Origin of the sequence: Roseibium alexandrii DFL-11 (genome assembly GCF_000158095.2) — a bacterium.
Lineage (GTDB): Bacteria > Pseudomonadota > Alphaproteobacteria > Rhizobiales > Stappiaceae > Roseibium > Roseibium alexandrii.
In genome coordinates, this window is record NZ_CM011002.1 from 5,055,054 (window position 1) to 5,080,496 (window position 25,443).

A 25,443-nucleotide genomic window follows, 5' to 3' on the forward strand; every position below is an offset into this window, starting at 1 on the left:
CCCGGGCACTTCCTGTCATGTTTAACGGACAAAGGCTCCATGACGGACCAAAGCCATCTATTTCTTCATTCCCAAACAGCGGCGGCCGCGGGCAAAAAGGCTAAGCCGGCGTTTCAATGGAGCCGTTTGCCGAACAATCTGACTGGTTGGCTGCTTTCTCTACCGCTCACAGTTGTTCTATTTTTTTTCCTGGTGCTTCCAATCTGCATGATTGTTGTCGTCAGCTTTTGGAGGGCGACCGAGTTTTCGATCTATCCAGCGTTCCAGTTTGACAATTACGAGTTCCTACTGACATCGCCGGTTACCTATCAAGTCTTCTGGAACACCGTCAAATATGCCTTGATTACCTGGTTTTTCACATTGGTAATCGGCTTCACCGTTGCCTACTTCCTGGCATTTCATGTGCGCTCACTAACTTGGCAGATCGTGCTGTTTTTGCTCTGCACGATCCCGTTTTGGACGTCCAACATCATCCGCATGATTTCCTGGATCCCCTTTCTGGGGCGGAACGGGATTGCCAACTCCACCTTGATTTCCATGGGCGTCATCGATGAGCCATTGGAATGGCTGCTCTTTTCAGATTTCTCGGTGATCCTAGCCTTCGTTCACCTGTACACGCTTTTCATGGTTGTGCCGATCTTCAACACCATGATGCGGATCGACACATCCCTGATCGAAGCGGCGCGGGACGCCGGCGCGTCGGGTTATCAGACCCTTACGAACGTCATCATTCCGCTGACCAAACCCGGCATCATGATCGGCTCCATTTTCGTAGTCACGCTTGTGATGGGAGACTTCATCACAGTGCGATTCATGTCCGGCAGCCAGAAGGCCAATGTTGGCCGTCTTATTTCCAATGACATCGCGCTTTTGCAGTATCCTTCAGCCGCTGCTACCGCGGTGATCCTTCTCATCACGGTGCTTTTGGTGATCTCCGTCCTGCTGCGCTTTGTCGATATTCGAAAGGAGCTGTGATCCATGGAAAAACGCAGCCGATCCTTTTATGTACTAGCCACGTTCTTTGCGCTGTTCTTGGTGTTCCTTTATGGTCCAACGCTCACCATAGGTATTCTGAGTTTTCAAGGTCCCGGCGGCGGATTGACATTTCCCATGCGGGGCGTGTCGATCCATTGGTTCCACGATCTGTTTGAACAGCAGGCTGTCGGAGACATCTGGGGTAGCTTCTTCCGGTCCATAACCCTTGGGCTTATGGTGATGGTGACGACGGTGATTGTCTCGGTGATGGGAGGATTGGCGTTCCGCAAACGCTTTGCCGGCTCAAGCGTTCTCTTTTATTTGATCATCACGTCCCTGGTGATCCCATCCATTCTGATCTCCCTTGGTGTCGGTCTGATTTTTTCCCAAGCCGGGTTGGCTGTGCATTGGTCGACCTCCGGATATGGATCTCAACTCACCTGGACCCTGCCGTTCGGGCTGCTCATCATGTTTGCGGTCTTCAACCGCTTCGACAAATCGTATGAGGAAGCTGCGCGGGATCAAGGTGCGTCTGCGTGGCAGACCATCCGGTACGTGGTGTTGCCGATCATCGCCCCAATGCTCATTGGCGTGGCGCTTTTTGGGTTCACCCTGTCCTACGACGAATTTGCCCGCACGCTTCTCACCGCAGGCAGCTACAACACACTGCCCCTTGAAATCTATGGCATGACGACGAACGTGACGACACCAGTCATCTTCGCGCTTGGAACGCTGACAACGCTGTTCTCCTTCGGGATCATCGGGATCTTTTTGACAGTCGTGTTGCTGATCAACCGGCGGCGATCCAGGCACGGGTCGGATGCCGGCAAAGGCATGATCTAGTGGCGGTGACCCGATGACACATCACCACATACTCGTCATCAATCCGAACACGACGGTTTCGATGACGCAGAAGATTGCCGTCGCCGCCCGCCAAGCGGCTTCCCCAGCAACCAGAATTACGGCCGTCAACCCTACGGAAGGTCCAAAGGTCATCCAGGGCCCAGACGATGGCGCCGCTGCACTGCCAGGACTGTTTGATCTCTTTGACCGGACACTGCAGGCCAATCCGAAGATTACCGCCGTTATTATCGCCTGTTTTGACGACACCGGTCTGTTTGAGTTGAAAAAAAAGTCGCGAATACCGGTCATTGGGATCGGTGAGGCCGCCTATCACATGGCCTCCATCACCGCGCTGAAGTTCTCCGTTGTGACAACTCTTTCTGTTTCTGTTCCCGTTCTGGAGGATAATCTCCGGCGCTTCGGGCTTGCCAATCGATGCACGAAGGTCCGGGCCTCTGAGGTCCCCGTTCTGGCACTGGAAGACCCGGATAGCGATGCCCGTCATCGGATAGAACGCGAGATAGAGACCGCACTGGAGGAGGATGACATCGGCGCTATCGCACTGGGGTGCGCCGGAATGGCTGACCTTGCCAAAAATCTGTCGAAGCGCTTCAACATTCCGGTCATCGATGGCGTGGCGTCTGCGGTGAAGCTGTCGGAGATTTCTATTCGGTAGGTGTTCGGGGCTCAGATGAAAATCTGAAACAGGTCACCACTCGAACCGTCCTCGACCTTCGCCCATCCCCCAGCCCCCTCATCATCTTTGCACTGTGGCCTGTCTGGCTTTATGCTGGGCGAGGTTGGTTTCCAGGCGAATGAAAAATGGCAGATCATCGTCGCCAGATTAAAGGGCGAGGAGAGGGGGATCAGGGTGAGATCATTCCTTAGCGACATCAATCGCTTTGACGCAGTTGTACGAAGCCAAAAGCCTAGGTACGCAAAAGACGATGTATGAGAAAATGTTGGTAGCGGGAGAGGGATTTGTAAATTTCACTCATAAGTGATTGATTAAATTGAAATTTTTTTTCAGTCAAGTGTGCCTTTGTGTACCACGCACAGGCATAGTGGGTGTTGCACGTTGCTGCTGCTATGAGAATGCTCCTTTGCCAAGATTATGTAGCTTCCATTTATAGAAAATACTCGCTAGTCTAGTTTCCTAGTCATCCTACGAAGTCCATCAAATATCGGGGCCATGACGACTGCGCCGATTGTTGCTAGTTCTTCAGAGGTTCGGAATAATTTCCAGAGATAATCAATATCAATCGGACCCTTTGATAGGGCTTTCATGAATTCGACTTCTAAGAAATCAGTGACTAATATGATGTATGCCTCTGTAGTCTCGCTGATACCTTGTGGTCTCCGCCTGTCTTGGATCGCCATCTGCTTGAGAGCTGGAATAAGCGGTGCGCACTCTGGCTGATCTTCGAAAGCATCGGTCATCTTTAACGAAAGATGATTGAGTAGAAGAAAAATGTATCCAGCTAAGTCCGAAAGTGCTGAGGTTATGGCTTGCGGAAGGCTTTCTGGCATTTTACGAGCGGCATTGAGGCGGTTTACGATTGGATTGATTTCCGCCTCAAATTTCCATCTGTTTACTCGTGATCAGCCCCACTTGAGTGGTCCGCTTTGATTGTTAGTGCATGACTGGGCTTTGGTCCATCCGGACGATGGTTTCTGGTGCCGGTGGTCTGTAGCCCAAGGCGCTGTGTGGGCGCATGGTATTGTAATGTTTCCTCCATTGTTCAATCAGGATTTGTGCTTCCTTCAAGCTGTAGAAGATTTCACCATTGAGTAGCTCATCTCGGAGGCGGGCGTTGAAGCTCTCGCAGTATCCGTTCTCCCATGGCGAACCTGGTTCGATGTACGCTGTCTTTGCACCCACAGCGTTGATCCAGTCCCTGACGGCCTGAGCAATGAACTCCGGCCCATTGTCTGATCTGATGTAGGCTGGAACACCTCGAAGGATGAAGAGATCCGTAAGCACATCAATCACGTCGGTGGAATTCAGCTTTCGATTCACTCGGATTGCCAGGCACTCCCGGGTATGTTCGTCCAGGATGTTCAGCGTACGGAAGACCTTTCCTTCATTGGTTCGGCAGTGCACGAAGTCATAGCTCCAGACATGATCAGGATACTCTGGTCGTAACCGGACACATGATCCGTCGTTCAGCCAGAGCCGCCCTCTCTTTGGTTGTTTCATTGGCACTTTCAGCCCCTCTCGTCGCCAAAGTCGTTCAACACGCTTGTCATTCACATGCCAACCAGCATCTTTGAGCAAAGCAGCAATCCGGCGGTAGCCGTAACGGCTATACTCACGGGCGAGTGCGATCATATCCGCCACAAGACGTTCTTCGTCAGCACGCCCTACTGGGCGTTTCCTCTGCGTGGACCGGTGCTGACCCAGAACACGACAGGTTCGGCGCTCTGACACGCCGAGACGCTGACAAATGTGATTGATGCAGGTGCGATGACGGGCGGGGCTCAGAAGTTTCCCTTTGCGGCCTCCGACAAGATCAACTTGTCCAGGGTCAGATCAGACACTGCCTTGCGCAGCCGCTCGTTCTCTTTCTGAAGGCGTTTGAGTTCTTTCAGTTGATCGGTTCCCATCCCACCATATTTCTTTCGCCACCGGTAATACGTCTGTTCGGTGACACGAACCTGCCGAATGGCATCAATACGCGGCATGCCTTGGCCGACAAGGACTTCGACCTGCCGCAACTTCGAGACAATTTCTTCTGGCTTGTGACGTTTCGTAGCCATTTTGATCCTCCGTTTTCCTAAACATAACGGCGGACCACTTCAAAGGGGGAGGATCACGGTGGCTTGAGCATCCCTTTTTGTGGTGTCAGCTCGTCGGGCAAATCAAACAATGCTCGTCCTCTAGCTGCCGTCGAAAGCGACATCAGTTCTCTTTTCAAGAACCTTAGCTTTGCGTTTGACCCAACCTATCTTCAAGTAACTGTAATAATTAATTATTCTCCCCAGGGCTCTTGATGTGCTTTTTTTGGGGAAGGTGTTCACGGTCTCCTGAAGATCCGCTTTTTTCTTGCGAACAAGAAGTTTAAGATCATCTTTTGATGGACGTATGTCTTTTTGGTGTGTGCGAGCGTTTTTGCCTGAGGGGGAGCTGTGAGGCCAACTGTACATGACATCGCCCGGGAGGCAGGTGTCAGCTTGTCAACCGTCGATCGCGTGCTGAACGGCCGGACTGATGTTCGCCCAAAGAACGTCGAGCGTGTGCAGGAGGCTGTCCGGAAGCTGGGCTATATCCGGGACACCAATGCAGCCAATCTTGCAAAGAAGCGGCGCTACAAATTCATGTTTGTTCTGCCGCAGGGGCCAAATCATTTTGTGGACACTGTTGGCGAGGCGATCCGTGAGGCGGCCGATGCACAGGTTACGGATCGGGCAGATGTCGAAATCGCATATGTAAATGTCTCGGATCCGCACGCGGTTGCCAAGAAACTCACGATGCTGGATCTCGACCTGCTCGACGGTGTGGCTTTGATGGTGCCCGAGACGCCTCAGGTCAGGGATGCAATTGCGCATATCAAGGATGCCGGTGTCCACGTCGTTGCCTTTGTATCCGACTTGCCAAATTCGAGATCGGATCATTTCATTGGGACCGACAACTTCTCTGCCGGCCAGACCGCCGGGGCTTTGATTGGCAAGTTCTTGCGTAAGGAGTGCGGCTCGGTTCTTGTGACAGCAAACTCCATGGTTGCGCGGGACAGCATTGAACGGCGGCATGGGTTCGATGAAATTCTCTTGAGTGAATTCACGAATCTGAAGGCCTTGCCGACCATCGAGTTTTATGATGATCCCGACCGGATTGCCGACACATTGTCACGCGCCCTTTCGGCCTATCCGGATCTCAAGGCCATTTATTCAATGGGCTCCGGGAATGCCGCAATGCTTGACGCGCTGCGGCCTTTTGCGGAAGAGTGTGACTTGGTGGTTGTTGCGCATGATTTGACGCCGGTAACGCGGCAGGCGCTCCTGGATCGGGAGGTCGATGCTGTCATCGTGCAAAACGTTGGGCATTTGGCGCGCAGCGCACTTCGCGTGCTTAGGGCCAAATGCGACGGCGCAAACATCTATGAGGCGCAGGAGCAGATCCGGATTGAGATCATCCTGCGCCAGAATCTCTATTGAAATCTGCCTATAGGTTGTTCGAGAAGTCCGTCCCGGTATTTGGGGCCGGCATTGGGTGTGGTTTGCTCGAGATCTCTAGTGATCAGCAAAAAAGAAAGACGTATGTCAAAATTTTGATTGACGTGACATACGTACGTCAATAACGTGCTCGTGCACTTGGAGGAGTGCGGCTGCCGGGCTAGAGCGCGGCGCGTGACCATTTCGGGAGGAAATCAGCGATGAAAACTGCGAAACTTCTCGCGGCAACCGCTCTTGTGGCGGCAAGCGGAGTACTGGCGCCTCAGGCACAAGCCGATGAGCTGACGCTATGTTGGGCCGCATGGGATCCGGCAAACGCTCTTGTCGAGCTTTCCAAGGAATTCGAGGCTCAATCCGGCCATACGATGAAATTTGAGTTTGTGCCGTGGCCAAACTTCGCCGATCGCATGCTCAATGAGCTGAATTCCGGCGGCAAGTTGTGCGATCTATTGATTGGCGACAGTCAATGGATCGGCGGCGGCGCGGAAAACGGCCATTACGTCAAACTGAATGACTTCTTTGACAAGGAAGGCATCAGCATGGACGATTTTGCTCCGGCAACCGTCTATGCCTATTCGACCTGGCCGAAAGGAACACCGAACTATTACGCCCTGCCAGCGATGGGCGATGCCAACGGCTGGTTCTATCGAAAGGACTGGTTCGAGAAGCCGGAAATCCAGGAAGCCTTCAAATCTGAACATGGCCGGGATCTGGCTCCGCCGAAGACGCAAATGGAGCTGCTAGAAATTGCTCAATTCTTCCAGGAGCGGGAGATCGACGGGCAAAAGCGCTATGGCGCAGCGATTTTTACAGAGCGCGGCTCCGAAGGGATCACCATGGGTGCAACAAGTTCCATGTATCCGTTCGGTTTCAAATATGAAATGACGCCCGGCAAATACGATATGGAAGGCGCCGTCAATTCGCCGGAAGCAGTAGCAGGTCTGGAGTTTTACAAGGAGCTTTATAAGACTGCGACGCCTCCTGGATACACCGACAGCTATATGGAGCAGTCACTGGATGCATTTAAGTCCGGCCAGGTCGCAATGGCGATGAACTGGTTTGCGTTTTTCCCAGGGCTTTATGCGGATCCGGATACTGGCGGTGACAAGATCGGCTTCTTCGTAAATCCGGGGCAGGCAAAGGAAGCTTCCACGCTCGGCGGCCAAGGTATCTCTGTTGTCGCCTATTCCGACAAGCAGGAGGCAGCTCTGGAGTATATCAAGTGGTTTGCCCAGCCGAGTGTCCAAAGCAAATGGTGGGATCTGGGCGGCTATTCCTGCCACGTCAGCGTCCTGAACGATCCGAGTTTTGCCGACAGTGCACCTTTTGCCTCCGATTTCCTACTCGCCATGGACGGCGTGATGGATTTCTGGCAGGAGCCGGCTTATGCGGAGCTGCTGTTGGCCATGCAAAAACGCTTGCATGACTACGTGGTTGCCGACCAAGGCACCGCGCAAGAAGCCCTCGACAAGCTGATCGAGGACTGGACGGAAACCTTCGAGGACGAAGGTAAACTCTAGGCGTATGGAGCAGGTGGCTGCGCAGTCGGCGCAGCCATAGCACGCAGGATTACCGGAAGGCAGGTTACTATTGGCGCAGGCCTGCCGGTTGATCCAGACCTATTCTGTGAATGAGCACCAAATGTCAGACACGCCTTTCAATCGCGCGGCGAAAGCCACGCCACCCTCTGTCGCGGCCAAAATTCGGGGCCTAAGCGATCGGGCAATCGCCTGGATCTTTGTCCTGCCAACAATATTCCTGCTTCTGGCGGTGAACATATTTCCTCTGATCTGGACCATAAATCTGAGTTTCACCAATTTCCGGGCCAACCGGCCCAACAGGGAGGTGGAGTATATTGGCCTGCGCAACTACGAACGCATCCTGACCGACAGCGATATCTGGTTGACGATGCAGGCGACCGCGCATTTCCTATTCTGGACAATTTTCTTTCAGGTGCTGATTGGTTTTGCTCTCGCATGGCTGATCAACCGGAAATTCAAGGGCAATGACCTTTGGACGACCCTGATCGTGCTGCCCATGATGCTTTCACCCGCCGTCGTCGGCAATTTCTGGACCTTCCTCTATCAGCCGCAGATCGGCCTTTTTAATTATGGTATCTCCTTTCTGACCGGCATCGACCCGTCCTCCTTTCAGATGATTGGTGATGTGACGCTGGCCCCATGGTCCATCGTTATCGTGGACACCTGGATGTGGACCCCGTTTGTCATGCTGATCTGCTTGGCCGGGTTGCGATCTATCCCGGATTACATTTACGAGGCTGCCGAAATCGACCGCGCCAGTAAATGGCGGCAGTTCTGGACAATTACGATCCCGATGGTGCTGCCTTTCCTGATGCTGGCAGTGTTGTTCCGCGGAATCGAGAACTTCAAGATGTTTGATCTCGTGGTGCAGCTGACCGGGGGCGGGCCCGGATCCATCACAGAGCTGACCTCTATCAACCTGAAGCGCGAAGCCTTTGAGAAATGGCGCACAGGATATGCATCCGCTTACGCGATCATCCTGTTTGTGACTGTCTTCGGGCTAGCGTCGATTTACGTCAAGGCGCTGAACAGGGTGAAAGAAAGATGAGCAGTTATTCGATCACAGAACCATCAGCGCCGCAGAAATGGATCGCAGGCACGCTGGTTATCGCTTATGCAGTCATTACTCTATTGCCGCTTGTTTGGATCCTGACAACCGGGTTCAAGTCCCCCGTTGATGCGATTGCCTATCCCCCCAAGGTACTTTTTGAACCTTCGCTGGAAGGGTATGTAAACCTGTTTACCACCCGGACGAGGGTGTCACCTGAACAGTTGCAGGCACTTCCGCCACCCGAGACCTGGTACGAGGAAGTTGTTCGGAACCGGGATATGGTGATCGCCGGTCCGTCCCGGTATGGAGAGCGGTTCCTCAATTCAGTAATCATCGGTTTTGGGTCCACCTTTCTGTCCGTCTTTCTAGGCACTTTGGCCGCCTATGCCTTCTCAAGGTTCAAGGTGCCGCTCAAGGATGATCTTCTCTTTTTCATCTTGTCGACACGGATGATGCCGCCGATTGCGGTTGCAATTCCCATATTCTTGATGTTCCGAACACTGGGATTGTCGGACACTCACCTCGGAATGATCCTGCTGTATACGGCGGTGAATATTTCGTTGGCGGTCTGGCTGCTGAAGGGGTTCATTGACGAGATCCCGCGTGAATACGAAGAAGCGGCCCTGATCGACGGATACACGCGCTTTCAGGCATTTTACAAAGTGGTCCTGCCACAGGCTGCTACCGGCATCGCGTCGACGGCAATCTTCTGTCTGATCTTTTCCTGGAACGAATATGCGTTTGCCGTGTTGTTGACATCCGGAACGGCACAAACGGCGCCGCCCTTCATCCCGACAATCATTGGGGTGGGAGGACAGGACTGGCCGGCTGTGGCGGCCGGGGCAACCTTGTTCCTGGTGCCGGTCATGGTTTTCACAATCCTGCTTCGCAAACACTTGCTGCGCGGCATTACCTTCGGAGCTGTCCGCAAATGACTGTTTTTCTGAATGGATTGATGAAATTCCGTCGTGGGCCTTGGGAAATGCTGGCATCGGTCCTGATCGCGATTGGCGTGATCATGCTGATGCAGCCCCTGGCCATGTGGGCCTACACCTATTCCTTCATTGTTACGCTGACCGGAACTGTGATGTTCATTGTCGTCAGCCATTTTCCGGACTGAACCAAATGGCAGAGATCATAATCAGGAACCTTCGGAAAACCTTCGGTGACTTTACGGCCGTGCAGTCCTCTTCCTTCAAGATCGAGGATGGCGAGTTTTTCATGCTGCTCGGTCCGTCCGGGTGCGGCAAGACCACAACGCTGCGGATGATCGCGGGCTTGGAGCTTCCGACGTCTGGCGAGATTTACATAGACGGCCAAGAGGTGGGTCAGAGACCTGCGCGCCAGCGTGATATCGCCTTTGTTTTTCAGATGTTTGCTCTCTACCCGCACATGAATGTGCGCAAGAACATCAGCTATCCGCTTATCAGTCAGGGTATGTCCAAACGGCAAGTGACCGAAAAGGTTGCCGAGGTGTCCCGGATCCTGGGTATTGAGGACATTCTGGACCGCCCGGTGGGCGGTCTGTCCGGCGGTGACCGCCAAAGGGTTGCCCTGGGCCGGGCAATCGTACGCGAACCCAAGGCGTTCATGATGGATGAGCCCTTGGGAGCACTGGACGCTGAATTTCGCGAGCACATGGCAGAAGAGCTCCGTGCTCTGCATGACCGTATGGGGGCGACCACCGTCTATGTCACGCACGATCAGCTTGAAGCCATGCAAATGGGCGACAAGATCGTTGTCATGAACCACGGGGTAATCGAGCAGTTCGGCACGCCGCAGGATGTTTATGACAAACCAGCCAGTATGTTTGTGGCCGATTTCATTGGCTCGCCACCCATGAACTTTCTGCGGTTTCATGGCCAGGTGCATCCCGGTGCGTCTTCAGTCCGGATGCATCATGCCGATCTCGTCATCCCGTCTGCGCGCGAACCGTTCGAGGGAGACCTGGTTTACGGCATACGGCCGGAACACATTTCATTGACGGACGAGAGTGACAGCCGCGGCGAGGTTGTTGCCGCCGAGTATCTCGGAACCACCCAGATTGTAACAGTCAAGACGCCGGGCGGTGACTTGAAGGCGCGCGTCCCGTCCGGCCAGACAGTGCGGTCTGGAGAGCAGGTTGGTCTGACATTCAATGGGATGACCGCGACACTTTTCGATAATCAATCGGGCCGGGCTCTCCGGTCGGAGCTGAATGAGGGGGTGCTGGCGCATGTCTGAGGTGCATCTGCGAAATCTCTCCAAATCCTTCGGAACGACCGTTGCTGTTGAAGATGTGACCTTGACCGTTCCAGATGGTGCATTCGTTACGTTGTTGGGGCCAACCGGGGCGGGAAAAACCACAATTTTGCGGCTGATCTCCGGTTTGGAACAACCGGATGCCGGCGATGTTGTGATCGGTGGCCGCTCCGCAGTTGATGACACTCCGGCACAGCGCAACGTGGCAATGGTTTTCCAGCAGTATTCGCTTTATCCGCACCTCAGTGTGAAGGACAATCTGGCTTTCCCCCTGCGCTCGCCTCTTTTGAAGACGCCGGAACACGAGATTGATCGGAAAGTGACAGAGATTGCGGAGGTTTTGAGGATTCCGCATAAGCTTAACAACAAGGCGACGGAATTGTCGGGTGGAGAAATGCAGCGGGTCTCAATAGGCCGCGCACTGGTCCGCAATCCGAGTATTTACCTGATGGATGAACCCTTGAGTTCATTGGATGCGAAATTGCGATCCGATCTTCGTATCGAGTTGAAACGCATTCAGGAAACTCTGGGAGCGACCCTTCTTTACGTTACCCATGATCAGGTCGAAGCCATGACAATGTCGACCCACATTGGCGTCTTGGACAACGGCCGGCTTGTTCAATTCGGGTCACCGCGGGAAATCTACGAAAATCCGGTGAACCTCTATGTCGCCGGACGCCTTGGTCAGCCTCGCATTAATATCTTGCCGGCCGACATGTTTGCCGGCAGCCCGGCGGGCGCACGCCAAATCGGATTGCGTCCAGAGCACATCGAGCAGGGCGAAGGCAAAGAGTCGACTGTCAAACGGGTGGAGCACCTTGGTGACCAGATTCGCCTTCATCTCACGCTGGAGGGGCACGATTTGGTGACGCTAACCGATCCGCATGCGGATTTGGAGCCCGGCGACATCATCTCGATCCAACCTCGCAATCCGCTTTTCTTTGACGCCAGTGGCGCCCGTATCAACTGAGGAGAGGGAACATGAAGCAGTTCATCAACTCAAAAGAAACCCTTGTAACAGAAGCCATAGACGGCGCGCTTAGAACCGCGGGTGGCCGACTGGCGAGATTGGACGGTTATCCGCATATCAAGGTTGTTGTGCGCACCGATTGGGACAAGTCGAAGGTGGCGCTCGTATCGGGAGGCGGCTCCGGGCATGAGCCGAGCCACGCGGGGTTTGTTGGTCAGGGCATGCTGACGGCGGCCGTCTGCGGAGAGGTATTTGCATCGCCATCTGTTGACGCGGTTTTGGCAGGTATCCTTGCCGTGACCGGCAAGGCCGGATGCCTGGTGATTGTCAAGAATTACACGGGCGACCGGCTGAATTTCGGTCTTGCGGTCGAGCGGGCCAGGGCATTCGGCTTCAAGGTCAACATGGTCATTGTTGATGACGATGTCGCCTTGCCCGACTTGCCCCAAGCACGAGGCGTCGCCGGAACCCTTTTCGTCCACAAGATCGCGGGCGCCTTGGCAGACCAGGGGGCGGATCTTTCGACAGTCACAGAGGCGGCACAAAAGGTGATTTCCGGTGCGGTTTCCATCGGGATGTCGTTGGACACATGCACGCTGCCCGGCTCTCCAAAGGAGGAGCGGATAGAGGCCGGAATGGCAGAACTCGGCCTGGGCATTCACGGTGAGGCCGGGGTGGAACAGGTCGCGTTTTCCAACGCCAAGTCTGCAATGGCGATGGTTGTTGATCGGCTCGAGGCGTCAATTGCACCGGGGCCTCATGTTGCGCTTTTGAACAATCTGGGCGGAACTACACCTCTTGAAATGTCTGTGCTGGCGGAGGAGCTGACCCATTCACGCATCGGCGGACAAATCCGTTGGTTGATCGGACCAGCGGCCATGATGACATCGCTCGATATGCACGGCTTTTCGGTGTCACTTCTTCCGGTCAGTAAGGCAGAGGAAGGATTGTTGCAAGCGCCAGTCGCCCCCTGGGTCTGGCCGGGATGTCTGGCGCTCGGGCCAGTGTCCATACTGCCTCTGCCGGATGGGTTGGCACCGATTCAGCCATTGCCATCGGCAAACGACAAAACCCGGCAGTTTCTTGAAAGATGCTGCAGCATCCTCATTGAGGCAGAGGATGACCTGAATGCCCTCGATGCGAAGTCCGGAGATGGCGATACGGGTAGCACACTTGCGACCGCAGCCCGTGCGTTGATTCAGGCATTGGATCGATTGCCGTTGGCGGATCTCACCCAACTCTATCGCGCAATCGGCCTGGAACTCAGCCAGACGATGGGGGGATCTTCAGGTGTACTGCTGGCAATCTTCTTTGCCGCAGCTGGTGACGCTTCCTCCTCTGGCAGCGATGGTATTGGATCCCTGAAAGCCGGGCTGGACCGGATCATGCAAGTCGGCGGAGCCGAACCGGGTGACCGGACAATGATCGACGCCCTTATGCCGGCTTTGAACGTTCTGGATCAGGGGCTTGAGGCAGCAGCCAGAGAAGCCCGGCAGGGGGCTGATGCAACATCCCGGATTACGCGGGCACGGGCAGGTCGGGCGAGTTACGTATCGGAAGCCAACTTGTCCGGACACAACGACCCGGGCGCTGAAGCCGTTGCCCGTCTACTGGAGAGGCTCGCAAGCGAAGAAGCCTTGGTGGGCTGACGAAGAACCTTTTGCGGCTCTTTGTGAACTCAATGCTTTGGGAGGTCGTCATGAAAACTATTAAGGGGCCTGCGCTGTTTCTTGCGCAGTTTGCGGGAGATGAAGCGCCATTCAATTCCTGGGACGCGATTACGAAATGGGCCGCCGATTGCGGATACAAAGGGGTACAGGTTCCAAGTTGGGATGGCCGGCTCATTGATCTGGAAAAAGCCGCCAGCTCGCAGGGATACTGCGAAGACTTTGCCGGACAAGCCCGTCAGAACGGTGTTGAGATCACGGAGCTCTCAACCCATCTGCAAGGCCAGCTCGTGGCCGTCCACCCTGCTTATGACACCGCCTTTGACGGCTTTGCAGCTCCGGAAGTCCGCGGCAATCCGGCCGCGCGCCAGGCCTGGGCTGTTGATCAGGTCAAGCAGGCGTTAACGGCCAGCCGCAATCTTGGCATCACCGCTCATGCGACGTTTTCCGGCGCTCTGGCGTGGCCTTACATCTATCCCTGGCCGCAACGACCGGCTGGGCTTGTTGAGACCGCGTTTGACGAACTTGCCAAGCGCTGGCGGCCAATTCTGGATTATGCGGACGATATGGGCGTGGATGTTTGCTACGAGATCCATCCCGGCGAGGATCTTCATGATGGCGCGACGTACGAGATGTTCCTGGACCGCGTTGACAATCATGCCCGCGCAAAGATGCTCTATGATCCGTCCCACTACGTGCTTCAGTGTCTCGACTATCTCGACAACATCGACATCTACAAGGACCGGATCGGAATGTTCCACGTCAAGGATGCCGAGTTCAATCCGACCGGCCGCCAGGGCGTTTACAGCGGCTATCAGCCCTGGGTTGACCGTGCGGGGCGGTTCCGGTCCTTGGGCGACGGACAGGTCGATTTTGGAGCGATCTTTTCCAAAATGGCAGCCAATGACTTCGACGGCTGGGCGGTCGTCGAATGGGAATGTTGCCTGAAGCACCCGGAAGATGGCGCCCGCGAAGGTGCCCAGTTTGTTGCCGACCATATCATTCGCGTCACTGAAAAAGCCTTTGATGACTTTGCCGACGGCGGGACAGACGAAGCGGCAAACCGCAAGATGCTGGGCATTGCATAGGAGCACAACATGGCCATTGAAGGAACAGAAGTCACATTCCAACGCCCGCTCCGCCTCGGCATGGTCGGCGGCGGCAAGGATGCGTTCATCGGCGCGGTTCACCGGATCGCAGCACGGCTCGACAACAGTTTTGAACTGGTCGCAGGAGCCTTGTCCTCAACACCGGACAAGGCCATCTCTTCCGGGCAGGCTCTCGGCCTCAAGGCGGACCGGATTTACAGCTCCTTTGAGGACATGGCCAAACGAGAGGCACGGCTGAAGGACGGGGTCGAAGCGGTTGCCATCGTGACGCCGAACCATGTTCATTATCCAGCTGCCAAGGCATTCTTGAAACGCGGCATTCACGTGATCTGCGACAAGCCGATGACCTCCACGCTGGCAGACGCCAAAAAGCTGGCCAAAGCGGCCGAGGCCTCGCCGGCCCTGTTTATTCTCACGCACAATTACACCGGCTATCCGATGATCCGTCAGGCGCGGGAGATGGTCCAAAACGGCGATCTTGGAACAATCCGGGTCATTCAGGTCGAGTACCCGCAGGATTGGCTGACGGTCGAACAGCACAACAAGCAAGCCGACTGGCGCACGGACCCTGCCCGGTCCGGATTGGGGGGCGCGACTGGAGACATTGGCACCCACGCCTACAATCTGGCTTGCTTTGTGACCGGCCTGCGCGCCGAGAGCCTTGCCGCCGATTTGCAGTCCTTCGTCCCAGGCCGTCAGGTAGATGACAACGGTCACGTCATGCTGCGCTTTGACGGCGGGGCGCGCGGGATGCTCTGGTGTTCACAAGTCGCACCGGGCAATGAGAACAATCTCAAGCTCCGGGTCTATGGCGACAAGGCCGGCATTGAATGGCATCAGGAAAATCCGAACTATCTGCAGTATTCGCCGTTTGGAGAACCCGCCCAGCGCCTGACAAGAGGCGGCGCGGGTATGCTGGAGAGCATCGCGCCGACAACACGGATCCCGCCCGGACACCCGGAAGGCTACCTTGAAGGGTTCGCCAACCTCTACCGGGAAGCTGCCGATGCGATCCGGGCTCATGCCACCGGCGAAACCCAAACAACGCTTTTGCCCGGCATTCAAGAGGGCCTCGCAGGCGTGGAATTTGTCGACGCCTGTGTAAGATCGTCAACCAGAAATGCAGCTTGGGTGAAGCTAGGATGACAGAATGATTGGCCCAGAGCATAGCAGCTAGGACAAAACCGGGACGATCGGCATGCCAAACGAAATTTGTAACGCGCAAGAACAGTTGGCACTAAGGCAATATCCGGGATTAAGTGGGATTATCCGATAATTGGCGGAAACAAGCCATTTACAGCGGGCAACGACAAAAACAGCCGCGCAACTTCATTTGGCACAAAACGACAGGAGGTCGGAGGTCCATTTTGCGCCACATGAAATTACCTAATGAAAACAGCGACCGCGCAAATTCAAGATGGGAACCAAAGCGCAATCTATGGTGAGAGTTCGCACCACAGTGTTTTCAGCGGACTTCTGCTGGTTTTGTTGTCGAAGCTCCCACGCTAGCCTGCAGAGGTGGGAACTCATGGAGCGAAACATTCCACAACACACATTATGCGAATTTTCCGGTCGACATAGATTTGACTGCTCGATGTCGTCGTTTGGGCTGGCAGTACATTGCCGGTTATCAGTGTACCGAACAGACATAGCTGACATTCGCCGAGCGTGGATACGCTACCGACACCGTACCAACGCAAACGTCAAAGCGTTCGCGTCGCACAGCACTGCAGCGCCTAGACTGCTAAGCAGCTGCGCTGAGATTGATGAGGCGTATAAATTCTGAAGATCTACGTCCAGCTTTTGCCGCGATATCACGATAGTCTTGAGCTATTGATAGACCAAGATCTATTACTATAAACGCGGTGACGAAGAAGCGCTCGCGATCATTTTTTATTGTATTCGGATCGCCAAAATCAGTCGAACAATCCCGCCAACCCTTTACGTATTTCATAAGATCATCGAACACTGGCGTCGATTTGTTAAATGGGAACCATACTCCATGAAGAGATTTATAGTTCACATCATTTCGCATAAGCGATAACCAGTTTCCTGCTGGGTGCCTTCCTCTAGCGCTTAAGGCGTCGACCAAGTCAGAAAATTTTTTCGAAACTGCTTGCCGACGGATTTCAGAGGCTCTTAGTCTTAGAGTTTCGGTCGAAATACTCTGAAGCAAAGCCTGAAAGCATTTCCATAAGTCTTTATGGCTCTCATTACACTGATTAAATGATAGAGTTCGGCTATCTGTGGCAAGTTCAATCAGGTAATAGGACGATGGTAGACGAGGAGTATAACCTACTTCACTTGCGCAGCGACCTCTGAGAAATTGAACATGGCCAATCTCAAGGTGAGTGAATGACTTACCGAAGAACCTGAGTATTGCGTGGGCGGAAAAATAGGCCGCATAGTAAGTTTGAATCATGCGCCAAGATGTTAACTTGGAATATGCACTGCTCTTTTCCAGCTCGTACACAGTCTGTGCAGAATGCGCTGCAAATCGGAACGCATCTAAAGACAGAGATTTCTTCACTTCATCAATGGACTGGCAAAACAACGAGAGACTGGGCGGTGAATTATTTATATAGTAATTACCATCGGTCAGCCATAGTTTTAGGCTTTGCTTGGATTAGCCCCCTGAAAGTGGTCCACCAACTGGGATAGATTATCCCACAAATTGGAGGATCAGCGATGGCTGGGAAAAGAGAGAAGCCGGAAGAGATTGTATCGAAGCTTCGGCAAGTTGAAGTGCTGCAAGGACAAGGCGCAACGATTGCCGAAGCGGTTCGACAGATCGGCGTGACGCAGCAGACGTTCTATCGGTGGCGCAAGCTCTATGGTGGGATGCAGCGGTCACAGCTCACGCGACTGAAAGAACTGGAGAAAGAGAACCAGCGGCTTCGACGTGCGGTATCTGATCTGACTTTGGACAAACTCATCTTGAGCGAAGCAGCGAAGGGAAACTTTTGAGCCCTTCGCGTCGTCGTAAATGCATCCGCCATGTGCGGCAGGAACTGGGCGTGTCTGAGCGCCGGGCCTGCCGCGCGCTTGGTCAGCATCGATCCACACAACGTAAGGTGCCACGAGGCCGAGCCGATGAAGAGCGGCTGACCGATGACATCATCGAATTAGCGGACAAATATGGGCGCTATGGGTATCGCATGGTGACGGGTTTGCTGAACAATGCGGGCTGGAGTGTGAATCACAAGCGTGTCGAACGTATCTGGCGGCGCGAAGGGCTGAAAGTCCCACAGAAACAGAAGAAGAAAGGTCGGCTTTGGCTGAATGACGGGTCATGCGTGCGTCTCAGGCCAGAGCGCCCAAACCATGTTTGGTCCTACGACTTTGTCCAGGATCGCACGGCTGATGGCCGAGTATATCGGACGCTCAACATCATCGATGAATATACAAGGGAGGCCCTGATGATCCGCGTTGATCGTAAGCTCAACTCCACGGACGTGCTGGATGCGCTGACAGATTTGTTCATCTTGCGCGGTCCTCCGCAATACATAAGGTCGGACAATGGCCCTGAGTTTATTGCCGAGAAAGTACGCGACTGGATCGCCGCCGTCGGGGCCAAGACAGCCTACATCGAACCAGGTTCGCCCTGGGAGAACGGGTACTGCGAAAGCTTCAATGCACGGTTCAGGGACGAGCTGTTAAACGGTGAGCTGTTCTACAGCCTACGAGAGGCGCAAATCCTTATCGAGAAGTGGCGCATTCACTACAACACCGTCAGGCCGCACAGCGCCTTGGGATATCGTCCCCCAGCGCCAGAAAGCATCGTTCCGATAGACCAGAGACCGACGATGCACTAAAAATTAATCCGGACCACCCAATGGGGGCACACCACGGCGTTGTGGTTGTAACCAGATCATGGTTTTTGATCTTTTGGTTACGGTTCTTCGATGATTGCTCTTCTTGTTGCTCGCGGCTTTCCACGCTCGGTCCAGCCCGTAGATTTGAGCTTTGATCCATCTGCGCGGTTTCAATAGACGTGTTTGCAAGACGCAGTCAGCGCTGCGAATAAGGATATAACTGCGCACAGCGCCGTGCTCGTGGGCTCCGGCCCGCTGCTCTATCTCATCGCGGCGCAAATGGTGCGCGCGGGCACACCGCCACTGGCCATGATCGAGACCCAGACCCACGGTGACCGGCTCCGAGGCATGCGGCACATTGGCGGTGCCTTGCGTGGCTGGTCTTATCTGCTCAAGGGCATGAAGATGCTCTCCGAGATCGGGCGTGCGCGGGTGCCGCGGTACACTGGCGCAACGGGCATCGCGATCGAGGGGACTTGCAAGGCGGAAGCCGTGACCTTCACCAGCCAGGGCCGCACCCGCCGGATTGACTGTGAGACCGTCTTTCTACACCACGGGGTGGTGCCAAACACACAGGCTGCGCGGGCGCTGGGTGTTTCTCATTCTTGGAACGCGGCCCAAGGTTGTTTTGTCCCGGCTGTTGACGACTGGGGACACAGCGATGTCCCGGGCATCTACATCGCCGGGGACGGGGCGGGGATCGGCGGGGCCAGGGCGGCCGAGTTCACTGGAAGATTGGCGGTGCTGAAGATCGCGGAAGAGACAGACCGCCTGGCACAGCCGGAGTGCGACAAGCGCGCTGCTCCTTTGCGGGCCGCACTGTCCCGTGAATTGGCTGCGCGGCCTTTTTTGGATGCGGCCTATCCGCCGTGCGCCGAGGCGCTCGCGCCTAAGGACAGCACGACGATCTGCCGGTGCGAAGAGGTTATCGCCGGACAGATCCGCGAATATGCGAAACTCGGCTGCCTCGGTCCCAACCAGACTAAGGCTTTCGGACGTCCGGGCATGGGACCTTGCCAGGGGCGCTATTGCGGGTTGACCGTGACGGCGTTACTAGCAGAGGCGAATGGCCAGATGCCGGCTGAAACAGGCTACTACCGCATTCGCCCGCCGCTGAAACCGGTGACCCTCGGCGAATTGGCGGCGATGGAACCAACCGCGCACGATGCAGCGGAATAGGAGATAGACATGATTGAACGGTTCGAAACCAGTCAGCGGATGAGCAAGATCGTCAAGCACAACGGCGTGGCCTATCTATGCGGGCAGGTTGGCGACGGGGAAACGGTCGCCGAACAGACCCGCGATTGCCTTTCACGCGTCGATGCCCTCCTGGAAAAGGCTGGGTCATCCCGCGAAAAGATGCTGCAAGTCGTGATCTGGCTCGCCGACATGTCCGATTTCGCTGAGATGAACGCCGTCTGGGACACATGGGTGCCCGAGGGACATGCTCCTGCGCGTGCCTGTGGCGAGGCCAAACTGGCGCGCGCGGAGCTTAAGGTCGAAGTCATTGTGACAGCGGCGTATTGAACGGTGGGTGCTTCGCAATCTCTGTCCGCTCGTCGCTCCAAAGAATGGGCAGCGCCCAATACATCCTTTGCTCAGCAGTAAACGCGTGCCTAGAGTGCAAACAATTGCGGCGCCAGGCAAGCCTCATGTGTACAAGTGAGCCTTCTCCTCAAAAAAGCCCTGGAGAGACCCGTTGCGAAGCTTGGCTTTCTGCCCAAGATGAACATTCAGTCTTGGGGGGCTGGCATATACGAGAAGCGGCTATTAGCCCGCAACAAAAGATGTCCTGAAAGGACCGCGACCATACTTGGGGGTGCCCTATGGGGTTGGCAACTGTGCTGTTCCAAACTCCGGAAGGCTGCGATGTGGAACTTAACACATGCTGATTTCCGACAAAGGCTTCGCTCTGAAGAACGCGCCTGAAATAGACCGTTGATTTCTGTTTGCTCAGCCTTTGGGAAGCAGAACGGGCCCCGATTTGGCGAAGGACAGGTTCAATTCCGCGCCGACTTCCAGAGTGTTGTCAACATCGTCCTGCACCGCAAAGACTTGACCGAAACCGCCTTCCAGCGTGTATTCCATCCGGACACCGACATAGGTCGCCTTTGCGACCCTCGCTGGCATACCCTCCGAGCTCCCGATCACCAGTCGGGATGGCCGGACGGCGATGGTGGCCGGCCCTTTGGGCAGGCCACGGGATGCCAAATTGTAGCTGTACCCGCCGATCTCCACATTTGCTGTGCCGTTTTGGACATCAACGACTTCACATGTGATCAGGTTTGCCTCCCCGATGAAATCTGCGACAAAGGCATCAACCGGTTGATCGTAAAGTTCGCGCGGCGTGCCGATCTGCGCAATCGAGGCATTGCGCATGACAACGATCTGATCGGACACTGCCAGCGCTTCTTCCTGATCGTGTGTCACATAGACCACCGTTAACCCGAGATCCTGCTGTATTGCTCGGATATCCTCGCGCACCTGCCGCCGCAACTTGGCATCAAGGTTCGACAACGGTTCATCAAACAAAAGCACCTGCGGTTCCAGAACCAAAGCACGGGCGACTGCAACACGCTGCTGCTGGCCTCCGGACAATTCGCTTGGCAGGCGGGCACCAAAGCCCTTGAGTCCCACGAGCTCCAAACCTTCATGGGCTCTGACCCTTGCAGAACTCCTATCGTAGCCCGAAAAGGTGAGGCCATACATGACGTTTTCCAGAACACTCATATGCGGGAACAAGGCATAGGACTGGAAGACCATGGAGACATCACGATCGGTTGCCGGGAGTTTTGTAACGTCCGTGTCACCGATCAAAATGCGGCCGGAGCTCGCCATCTCCAGTCCAGCAATCATGCGCAAGGTCGTTGTCTTGCCGCAGCCGGACGGCCCCAGAAGCGTGACGAGTTTCCCCGCTTCAATATTCAAGTCGATGTTGTCAACGGCAACAACGTCCTTTCCAAACAGCTTGGACACGCCATCGAACCTGACCGGCGCGGCTTTGCTGCGAATATGTGTGTCGCTCATGACGCTTCTTTCATTTCGATGTGCTTGCGCCGCCCGATCTGCACCCGGCCGACCAGTAACTGCAGGAGCCCGACTGCCGCCAACATGACGAAGATCAAGGTGGTTGAATAGGCAATGGCAAGGCCGTAGTCGTTGTTTTCCACCCGGCCGATGATGTAGCTCGTGGCCATGTCATATTCTGCGGACACCAGGAAGATAACCGCCGAGATCGCGGTCATCGCCCGCACGAAACTGTAAACGAGGGCAGCTAGGATGGCTGGCCGCAAGAGCGGCAGGATGACCCGCCTGAAGGTTTGCCAGGAATTCGCTCCGAGGGTCAGCGAGCTCTCGTCCAGAGATTTGTCGATCTGGGACATGCTGGCAATTCCAGCGCGGACACCGACCGGCATGTTTCTGAAGATAAAGCTGACGACCAGGATGATTCCAGTGCCGGTGATTTCGATGGGTGGAACATTGAAGGCCAGGATATAGCTGACGCCAATGACCGTTCCCGGAATGGCAAAGGACAGCATGGTGCCGAACTCGAACGCGTTCTTTCCGGCAAAACTCTGTCGCGTCAGCAGATAAGCGGTGACCAGCCCCACAGCTGCCGTCAGAGGTGCGGCGATCGCGGCGATTGTGATCGTCGTCCAGAAACTGTCCCAGGCAGCACCGGTCCAGCGAATACCCTCTTCCTCGAACCTGACCGAAAAAGCTGTAACATAGTGTTTGAAGGTGAGAGAGTTATTGACACCCCACAGCTCCACAACACTGCCATAAACGATCATTGCATAGACCACGGCAGTAAAGACAGCCCAGGCCAGCGCGACGGCCAGAACCGGGATCGCAAGGCCTTGGGGCATTAACGGGTGCACACCAGCGTCACCTTTGCCTGATACCGTTGTATAGCTTTTCTTTCCGAGCCAGGCGCGTTGGGCATAAAAGGCTGACAGTGTGAAGAACAGCAGCACCATAGCCAGAACCGCGGCCCGGCCCTGATCGTATTGTGCCCCGACAATCGCAAAGAAGATCTCGGTCGACAGAACATCAAAATTTCCGCCCAGAACCAGAGGATTGCCGAAGTCCGCCATACTTTCGATGAACCCAAGCAAAAATGCATTTGCAAGCCCCGGCCGCATGAGCGGCAGGGACACGGTGCGAAAGGTTTGCCAGCTGTTAGCGCGAAGGGTCTGCGCCGCCTCTTCCATGGACGGCGAGACGCCCTCGACCACGCCTATGAGAACCAGAAACGCAATCGGCGTGAATGCGAGTGTCTGTGCGATCAGCACACCGGGCAGCCCGTAAAGCCACCTTGTCGGTTGCACGCCGAACAGTTCGGCAATGAATACAGTGACCGTACCGGACAAACCAAAAAGCAAAATGAGGGCAAGGCCAATGACGAATGGTGGCGTGATGATCGGTAGCACTGTCATGGCCCGGATGAGGCGCTTGTAGCGGAAGCCGGAGCGCGTCACGACAAGGGCAAATGCGAGCCCAAGGGCGGTGGTGATCAACCCTACCAGAATGGCCAGAAAAAGAGAGTTCCAGGCAGCCCCGCATCGGGAGCCCGCCAGGCAGCCCAATCCCCAGATGCGATCGTCGAAGAACTTGTCGAAGAAGACCAGCACCGAATAGGTGCCGTCATCGGTCACGAACGCAGCGAACAGCATCTTGGCGATGGGGAAAAACACAAAGGCCGTCACGATCACGATCACGCCGCCGATGGCACTGACAACAAAGACATCGCCATTGACCGCGCCGCGTGCGGCAATCCCTTGGGTCAGCAAGAACAGGAACGCGGAGGCGCAGACCATCGCGCCATAACCCATCCCGTACTGGCGGTCCCCGAGCGGACCGAAGGCGTCATTCATCCAGGCGAAATTGTAGCCACGGATGCCAATGGAAAATCCTTGGATGATCATCCAGGAAAACCCAAGGGCACCTGCGAGAACCAGCAGGCGGGAATAGGCGGCATCCGACTTGGAATAGCGTAACGCGAATACAGAAAGCCCAAGCGGAAGAAGCAATGGCGAAAGCCAAAGCTTCTCTCCTTGGGCAATCAGGAAAGCCGCAGGGGCATAGTCCTCGTCAAAAGGATAGCCGTCGACCAGCCAGTCGAATGACCAGAAACCGTCCTCGATGCCATACCACGGCAGAAGGCCGAAACCGACCCACCCGGCAATGATCCAGAAGATCAGAACCGGGGGAGCGGTGTTTTTCGAATTCACAGGCACTTACTGAGGCAATGTCGAAACGTCTTCATCCCATTTTTGCAACAGGCGCTTCCGCTCGTCTGACGACCCGTACTTCTTGAAATCGTAGTCAATCAGCTTGATCTGGCTCATGTCGGGGGCGCTTTCCGACGTCTGCGCGCCCTTGTTGGACGGCACCTGGAACGCGTTGACCTGCAGCGCAAGGTTTTGAGCGTCTGTGCTCAATGCCCAGTCATAGAACTTCTTGGCTTCGTCCATGTTCCGCGCACCGTCAATGATCGACATCGAACCGATTTCATACCCCGTGCCCTCACAAGGAGCGACCACCTTGATCGGGAAGCCTGACACCGCCTGCTTTACTGCATCGTGCATGAATACAATGCCGATGGTGTTTTCGCCCCGGCCAGCAGCCTTGATCGGCGCCGAGCCGGACTTGGTATATTGGTTGATGTTGGCATGAAGGCCCTTCATGAAATCAAAGCCTTCGTCTTCGCCAAAAATCTGCACCATGGATGCCAGCGTGGTGTAAGCCGTCCCCGATGAATTCGGATTGGCCATCTGCACATGGCCTTTGTATTCGGGTTTCAAGAGGTCCTTCCAGCAGGATGGCTCGGGCAAATTGTTAGCTGTCAGCAAGTCCGTGTTAAAACCGTATCCAAGTGCGCCGGAATAGATCCCGATGGTGCGGTTACCAGCGCTTTCTGCCTGGCTGATGGCCCAATCATGAAGCTGATCCCGCATCGGAGACAGGTATTCGGCTGTGAGGCCTTCTTCGGCTGCCTGAAGATGCGGATCGCCGGTGCCTCCCCACCAGACGTCACCCTTCGGATTGGACGATTCTGCGCGTATTTGCGCGAAGGTCTCACCGGATGACTTACGGGTCATGTTGACATCAATGCCGGTCGCATCTTCGAAACTGCGTGCCATCAACTGGCACCAGTCTTCCTGCGCGCTGCAATAAAGCGTCAGTTTGTCAGCTTGGGCAAATGAGACGCTAGCGGCAAGCGCCATGAGTGACCCCGCAAGGGTCGTGGCGGTTCTTTTCATATCGGTTCCTCCCTGAATGTTTGTCTTGAGCCGGTTGACCGGCGCTTTTGTTGGATCCCGGAATTCTGTTTTGAAGTTTCTAGGGGATCAGATCAGCACTTTGGTTCGCAGCAGCGTCGCTCACGAAGGTGGCTGGCCTCATGATTGACAACATTTCCCGGCTGTCCGCAAAGTTGAGATGTCAGAGATCCTTTGCATGAATGTGGGGCTCTTTGTTTAGGCTCCGAATATCAGCACCAGCTCGTGAGAAATGCAATCACAATCGTTTAAAATGCTGATTGGAAGAAATAAATTTGCTTAGTGGGCTAAATGAAGATGCGCCTGGAAATAAGCTGAAATTGTCTTGGTGTTCGCCCAGGAGAAAGGCCAAGAGGCGTTTGCAAGGACGCTTGAAAGACATAGTAATCAGATTGCAACATATGTCATGTCGATCGCTGTCTTAGTTCGTTTCGTCATCTCAAAAATGTCAAAGATTTCAATTGCGCGAAGCGTTTCGAGGCGCGACCAAACATTGTTAAATTTCGGCCGATTTGGAACCTGAGTGATGGCAGCCGGTATTGGGCTGTTGCCGGAGGCTTGGTTGAACTGAGATAGGCGCAATCGGTCATGTTACGTTGTTTTGCATGTTCCGTTTTAGGGCTGAGAGACTTGTCCGGAACCGCAACAATGGTCACTACAGCTGCCGCGACTTTGGCCATTTCGAGCCCGCATGCAACCGAAGTATATCTCGCAAATAAATAAGCAGCGCCGGCAAAAACGGTTGAGGCGCTTGTTGATCCCTATTCGGTTATC

At 55.0% G+C, this 25,443-nt stretch carries 20 protein-coding genes; 16 read left to right on the plus strand and 4 right to left on the minus strand.

Annotated elements, in window-relative coordinates; translation table 11 throughout:
* Nucleotides 1-39 precede the first annotated feature (39 nt).
* From SADFL11_RS23310 to SADFL11_RS23320, 3 genes are read left to right on the plus strand one after another with little or no spacing between them, the layout of a single operon-like run.
* Entirely contained in the window at nucleotides 40-975 is a 936-nt protein-coding gene (locus tag SADFL11_RS23310) for an ABC transporter permease (protein ID WP_008194656.1), read from the plus strand.
* Between the two features lie 3 nt (nucleotides 976-978).
* Entirely contained in the window at nucleotides 979-1,818 is an 840-nt protein-coding gene (locus SADFL11_RS23315) for an ABC transporter permease (protein WP_008189885.1), read from the plus strand.
* Between the two features lie 13 nt (nucleotides 1,819-1,831).
* Complete coding sequence (locus tag SADFL11_RS23320; RefSeq protein ID WP_008188811.1) at nucleotides 1,832-2,494, plus strand: aspartate/glutamate racemase family protein; 663 nt, start codon at nucleotides 1,832-1,834, stop codon at nucleotides 2,492-2,494.
* 957 nt (nucleotides 2,495-3,451) lie between these two features.
* Here the strand turns inward: SADFL11_RS23320 and SADFL11_RS23325 are convergent.
* Nucleotides 3,452-4,578, minus strand: a protein-coding gene (locus SADFL11_RS23325) for an IS3 family transposase (RefSeq protein WP_085955867.1) whose coding sequence is annotated in 2 segments (ribosomal slippage) — nucleotides 3,452-4,314 and nucleotides 4,314-4,578 — 1,128 coding nt in all. Because the reading frame shifts where the segments join, the coding sequence is not laid out codon by codon here.
* Nucleotides 4,579-4,947: 369 nt separating this feature from the next.
* On the opposite strand from SADFL11_RS23325, the gene SADFL11_RS23330 reads away from it, so the two are divergent.
* The 13 genes from SADFL11_RS23330 to SADFL11_RS23390 all read left to right on the plus strand — a co-directional run bounded on the left by SADFL11_RS23330 (nucleotide 4,948) and on the right by SADFL11_RS23390 (nucleotide 19,912).
* The gene (locus SADFL11_RS23330) at nucleotides 4,948-5,973 is read left to right on the plus strand and encodes a LacI family DNA-binding transcriptional regulator (RefSeq protein WP_040450916.1); all 1,026 of its coding nucleotides are present in this window, start codon (nucleotides 4,948-4,950) and stop codon (nucleotides 5,971-5,973) included.
* A gap of 218 nt (nucleotides 5,974-6,191) precedes the next feature.
* Nucleotides 6,192-7,511 (plus strand): ABC transporter substrate-binding protein, encoded by a 1,320-nt coding sequence (locus tag SADFL11_RS23335; protein ID WP_008194494.1) that lies wholly within the window; start codon nucleotides 6,192-6,194, stop codon nucleotides 7,509-7,511.
* Nucleotides 7,512-7,632: 121 nt separating this feature from the next.
* Complete coding sequence (locus tag SADFL11_RS23340; RefSeq protein WP_040452430.1) at nucleotides 7,633-8,580, plus strand: carbohydrate ABC transporter permease; 948 nt, start codon at nucleotides 7,633-7,635, stop codon at nucleotides 8,578-8,580.
* Nucleotides 8,577-9,518 carry a carbohydrate ABC transporter permease gene (locus tag SADFL11_RS23345; protein WP_008196227.1) on the plus strand — a complete coding sequence of 314 codons (942 nt, stop codon included), beginning with the start codon at nucleotides 8,577-8,579 and terminating at the stop codon, nucleotides 9,516-9,518. Before SADFL11_RS23340 ends, SADFL11_RS23345 begins: the two co-directional genes overlap by 4 nt.
* Nucleotides 9,515-9,703, plus strand: coding sequence for a hypothetical protein (locus SADFL11_RS23350; RefSeq protein WP_008192188.1), 189 nt, complete (start codon nucleotides 9,515-9,517; stop codon nucleotides 9,701-9,703). The genes SADFL11_RS23345 and SADFL11_RS23350 overlap by 4 nt, the downstream gene beginning before the upstream one ends.
* 5 nt (nucleotides 9,704-9,708) lie before the next feature.
* A complete protein-coding gene (locus tag SADFL11_RS23355; protein WP_008194930.1) occupies nucleotides 9,709-10,806 on the plus strand; it encodes an ABC transporter ATP-binding protein in 1,098 nt (365 codons plus the stop codon).
* On the plus strand, nucleotides 10,799-11,794 hold the full coding sequence (locus tag SADFL11_RS23360) for an ABC transporter ATP-binding protein (RefSeq protein ID WP_008191362.1): 996 nt from the start codon (nucleotides 10,799-10,801) through the stop codon (nucleotides 11,792-11,794). Before SADFL11_RS23355 ends, SADFL11_RS23360 begins: the two co-directional genes overlap by 8 nt.
* 11 nt (nucleotides 11,795-11,805) lie before the next feature.
* The gene (locus SADFL11_RS23365) at nucleotides 11,806-13,443 is read left to right on the plus strand and encodes a dihydroxyacetone kinase subunit DhaK (protein WP_008193818.1); all 1,638 of its coding nucleotides are present in this window, start codon (nucleotides 11,806-11,808) and stop codon (nucleotides 13,441-13,443) included.
* 50 nt (nucleotides 13,444-13,493) lie between these two features.
* A complete protein-coding gene (locus tag SADFL11_RS23370; RefSeq protein WP_040452429.1) occupies nucleotides 13,494-14,549 on the plus strand; it encodes a sugar phosphate isomerase/epimerase family protein in 1,056 nt (351 codons plus the stop codon).
* Nucleotides 14,550-14,558: 9 nt separating this feature from the next.
* Nucleotides 14,559-15,716, plus strand: a complete 1,158-nt coding sequence (locus SADFL11_RS23375; protein ID WP_008195786.1) for a Gfo/Idh/MocA family protein — start codon at nucleotides 14,559-14,561, stop codon at nucleotides 15,714-15,716.
* A 1,542-nt stretch (nucleotides 15,717-17,258) separates the two neighbouring features.
* A protein-coding gene (locus tag SADFL11_RS23380) for an IS3 family transposase (protein WP_085955866.1) occupies nucleotides 17,259-18,385 on the plus strand; the annotation gives its coding sequence in 2 pieces (ribosomal slippage) (nucleotides 17,259-17,523 and nucleotides 17,523-18,385; 1,128 coding nt in all).
* A 234-nt stretch (nucleotides 18,386-18,619) separates the two neighbouring features.
* Nucleotides 18,620-19,564, plus strand: coding sequence for an FAD-dependent oxidoreductase (locus SADFL11_RS23385; protein WP_209002690.1), 945 nt, complete (start codon nucleotides 18,620-18,622; stop codon nucleotides 19,562-19,564).
* 9 nt (nucleotides 19,565-19,573) lie between these two features.
* Nucleotides 19,574-19,912 carry a RidA family protein gene (locus tag SADFL11_RS23390; protein ID WP_008189327.1) on the plus strand — a complete coding sequence of 113 codons (339 nt, stop codon included), beginning with the start codon at nucleotides 19,574-19,576 and terminating at the stop codon, nucleotides 19,910-19,912.
* A 426-nt stretch (nucleotides 19,913-20,338) separates the two neighbouring features.
* On the opposite strand, the gene SADFL11_RS23395 is transcribed toward SADFL11_RS23390, so the two are convergent.
* Genes SADFL11_RS23395 through SADFL11_RS23405 form a run of 3 tightly spaced genes read right to left on the minus strand, consistent with a single transcriptional unit; the run spans nucleotide 20,339 to nucleotide 24,651 of the window.
* Nucleotides 20,339-21,412 (minus strand): ABC transporter ATP-binding protein, encoded by a 1,074-nt coding sequence (locus tag SADFL11_RS23395; RefSeq protein ID WP_008194719.1) that lies wholly within the window; start codon nucleotides 21,410-21,412, stop codon nucleotides 20,339-20,341.
* Nucleotides 21,409-23,619 carry an ABC transporter permease gene (locus tag SADFL11_RS23400; RefSeq protein ID WP_008195884.1) on the minus strand — a complete coding sequence of 737 codons (2,211 nt, stop codon included), beginning with the start codon at nucleotides 23,617-23,619 and terminating at the stop codon, nucleotides 21,409-21,411. The genes SADFL11_RS23395 and SADFL11_RS23400 overlap by 4 nt, the downstream gene beginning before the upstream one ends.
* Nucleotides 23,620-23,625: 6 nt before the next feature.
* Complete coding sequence (locus SADFL11_RS23405; protein WP_040450915.1) at nucleotides 23,626-24,651, minus strand: ABC transporter substrate-binding protein; 1,026 nt, start codon at nucleotides 24,649-24,651, stop codon at nucleotides 23,626-23,628.
* Nucleotides 24,652-25,443 lie beyond the last annotated feature (792 nt).

Bases quoted from the DNA above. Each gene is read 5' to 3' on its own strand.
- SADFL11_RS23310 (WP_008194656.1), top strand. From the start codon at position 40: ATGACGGACCAAAGCCATCTATTTCTTCATTCCCAAACAGCGGCGGCC.
- SADFL11_RS23315 (WP_008189885.1), top strand. From the start codon at position 979: ATGGAAAAACGCAGCCGATCCTTTTATGTACTAGCCACGTTCTTTGCG.
- SADFL11_RS23320 (WP_008188811.1), top strand. From the start codon at position 1,832: ATGACACATCACCACATACTCGTCATCAATCCGAACACGACGGTTTCG.
- SADFL11_RS23335 (WP_008194494.1), top strand. From the start codon at position 6,192: ATGAAAACTGCGAAACTTCTCGCGGCAACCGCTCTTGTGGCGGCAAGC.
- SADFL11_RS23340 (WP_040452430.1), top strand. From the start codon at position 7,633: ATGTCAGACACGCCTTTCAATCGCGCGGCGAAAGCCACGCCACCCTCT.
- SADFL11_RS23345 (WP_008196227.1), top strand. From the start codon at position 8,577: ATGAGCAGTTATTCGATCACAGAACCATCAGCGCCGCAGAAATGGATC.
- SADFL11_RS23350 (WP_008192188.1), top strand. From the start codon at position 9,515: ATGACTGTTTTTCTGAATGGATTGATGAAATTCCGTCGTGGGCCTTGG.
- SADFL11_RS23355 (WP_008194930.1), top strand. From the start codon at position 9,709: ATGGCAGAGATCATAATCAGGAACCTTCGGAAAACCTTCGGTGACTTT.
- SADFL11_RS23360 (WP_008191362.1), top strand. From the start codon at position 10,799: ATGTCTGAGGTGCATCTGCGAAATCTCTCCAAATCCTTCGGAACGACC.
- SADFL11_RS23365 (WP_008193818.1), top strand. From the start codon at position 11,806: ATGAAGCAGTTCATCAACTCAAAAGAAACCCTTGTAACAGAAGCCATA.
- SADFL11_RS23370 (WP_040452429.1), top strand. From the start codon at position 13,494: ATGAAAACTATTAAGGGGCCTGCGCTGTTTCTTGCGCAGTTTGCGGGA.
- SADFL11_RS23375 (WP_008195786.1), top strand. From the start codon at position 14,559: ATGGCCATTGAAGGAACAGAAGTCACATTCCAACGCCCGCTCCGCCTC.
- SADFL11_RS23390 (WP_008189327.1), top strand. From the start codon at position 19,574: ATGATTGAACGGTTCGAAACCAGTCAGCGGATGAGCAAGATCGTCAAG.
- SADFL11_RS23395 (WP_008194719.1), bottom strand. From the start codon at position 21,412: ATGAGCGACACACATATTCGCAGCAAAGCCGCGCCGGTCAGGTTCGAT.
- SADFL11_RS23405 (WP_040450915.1), bottom strand. From the start codon at position 24,651: ATGAAAAGAACCGCCACGACCCTTGCGGGGTCACTCATGGCGCTTGCC.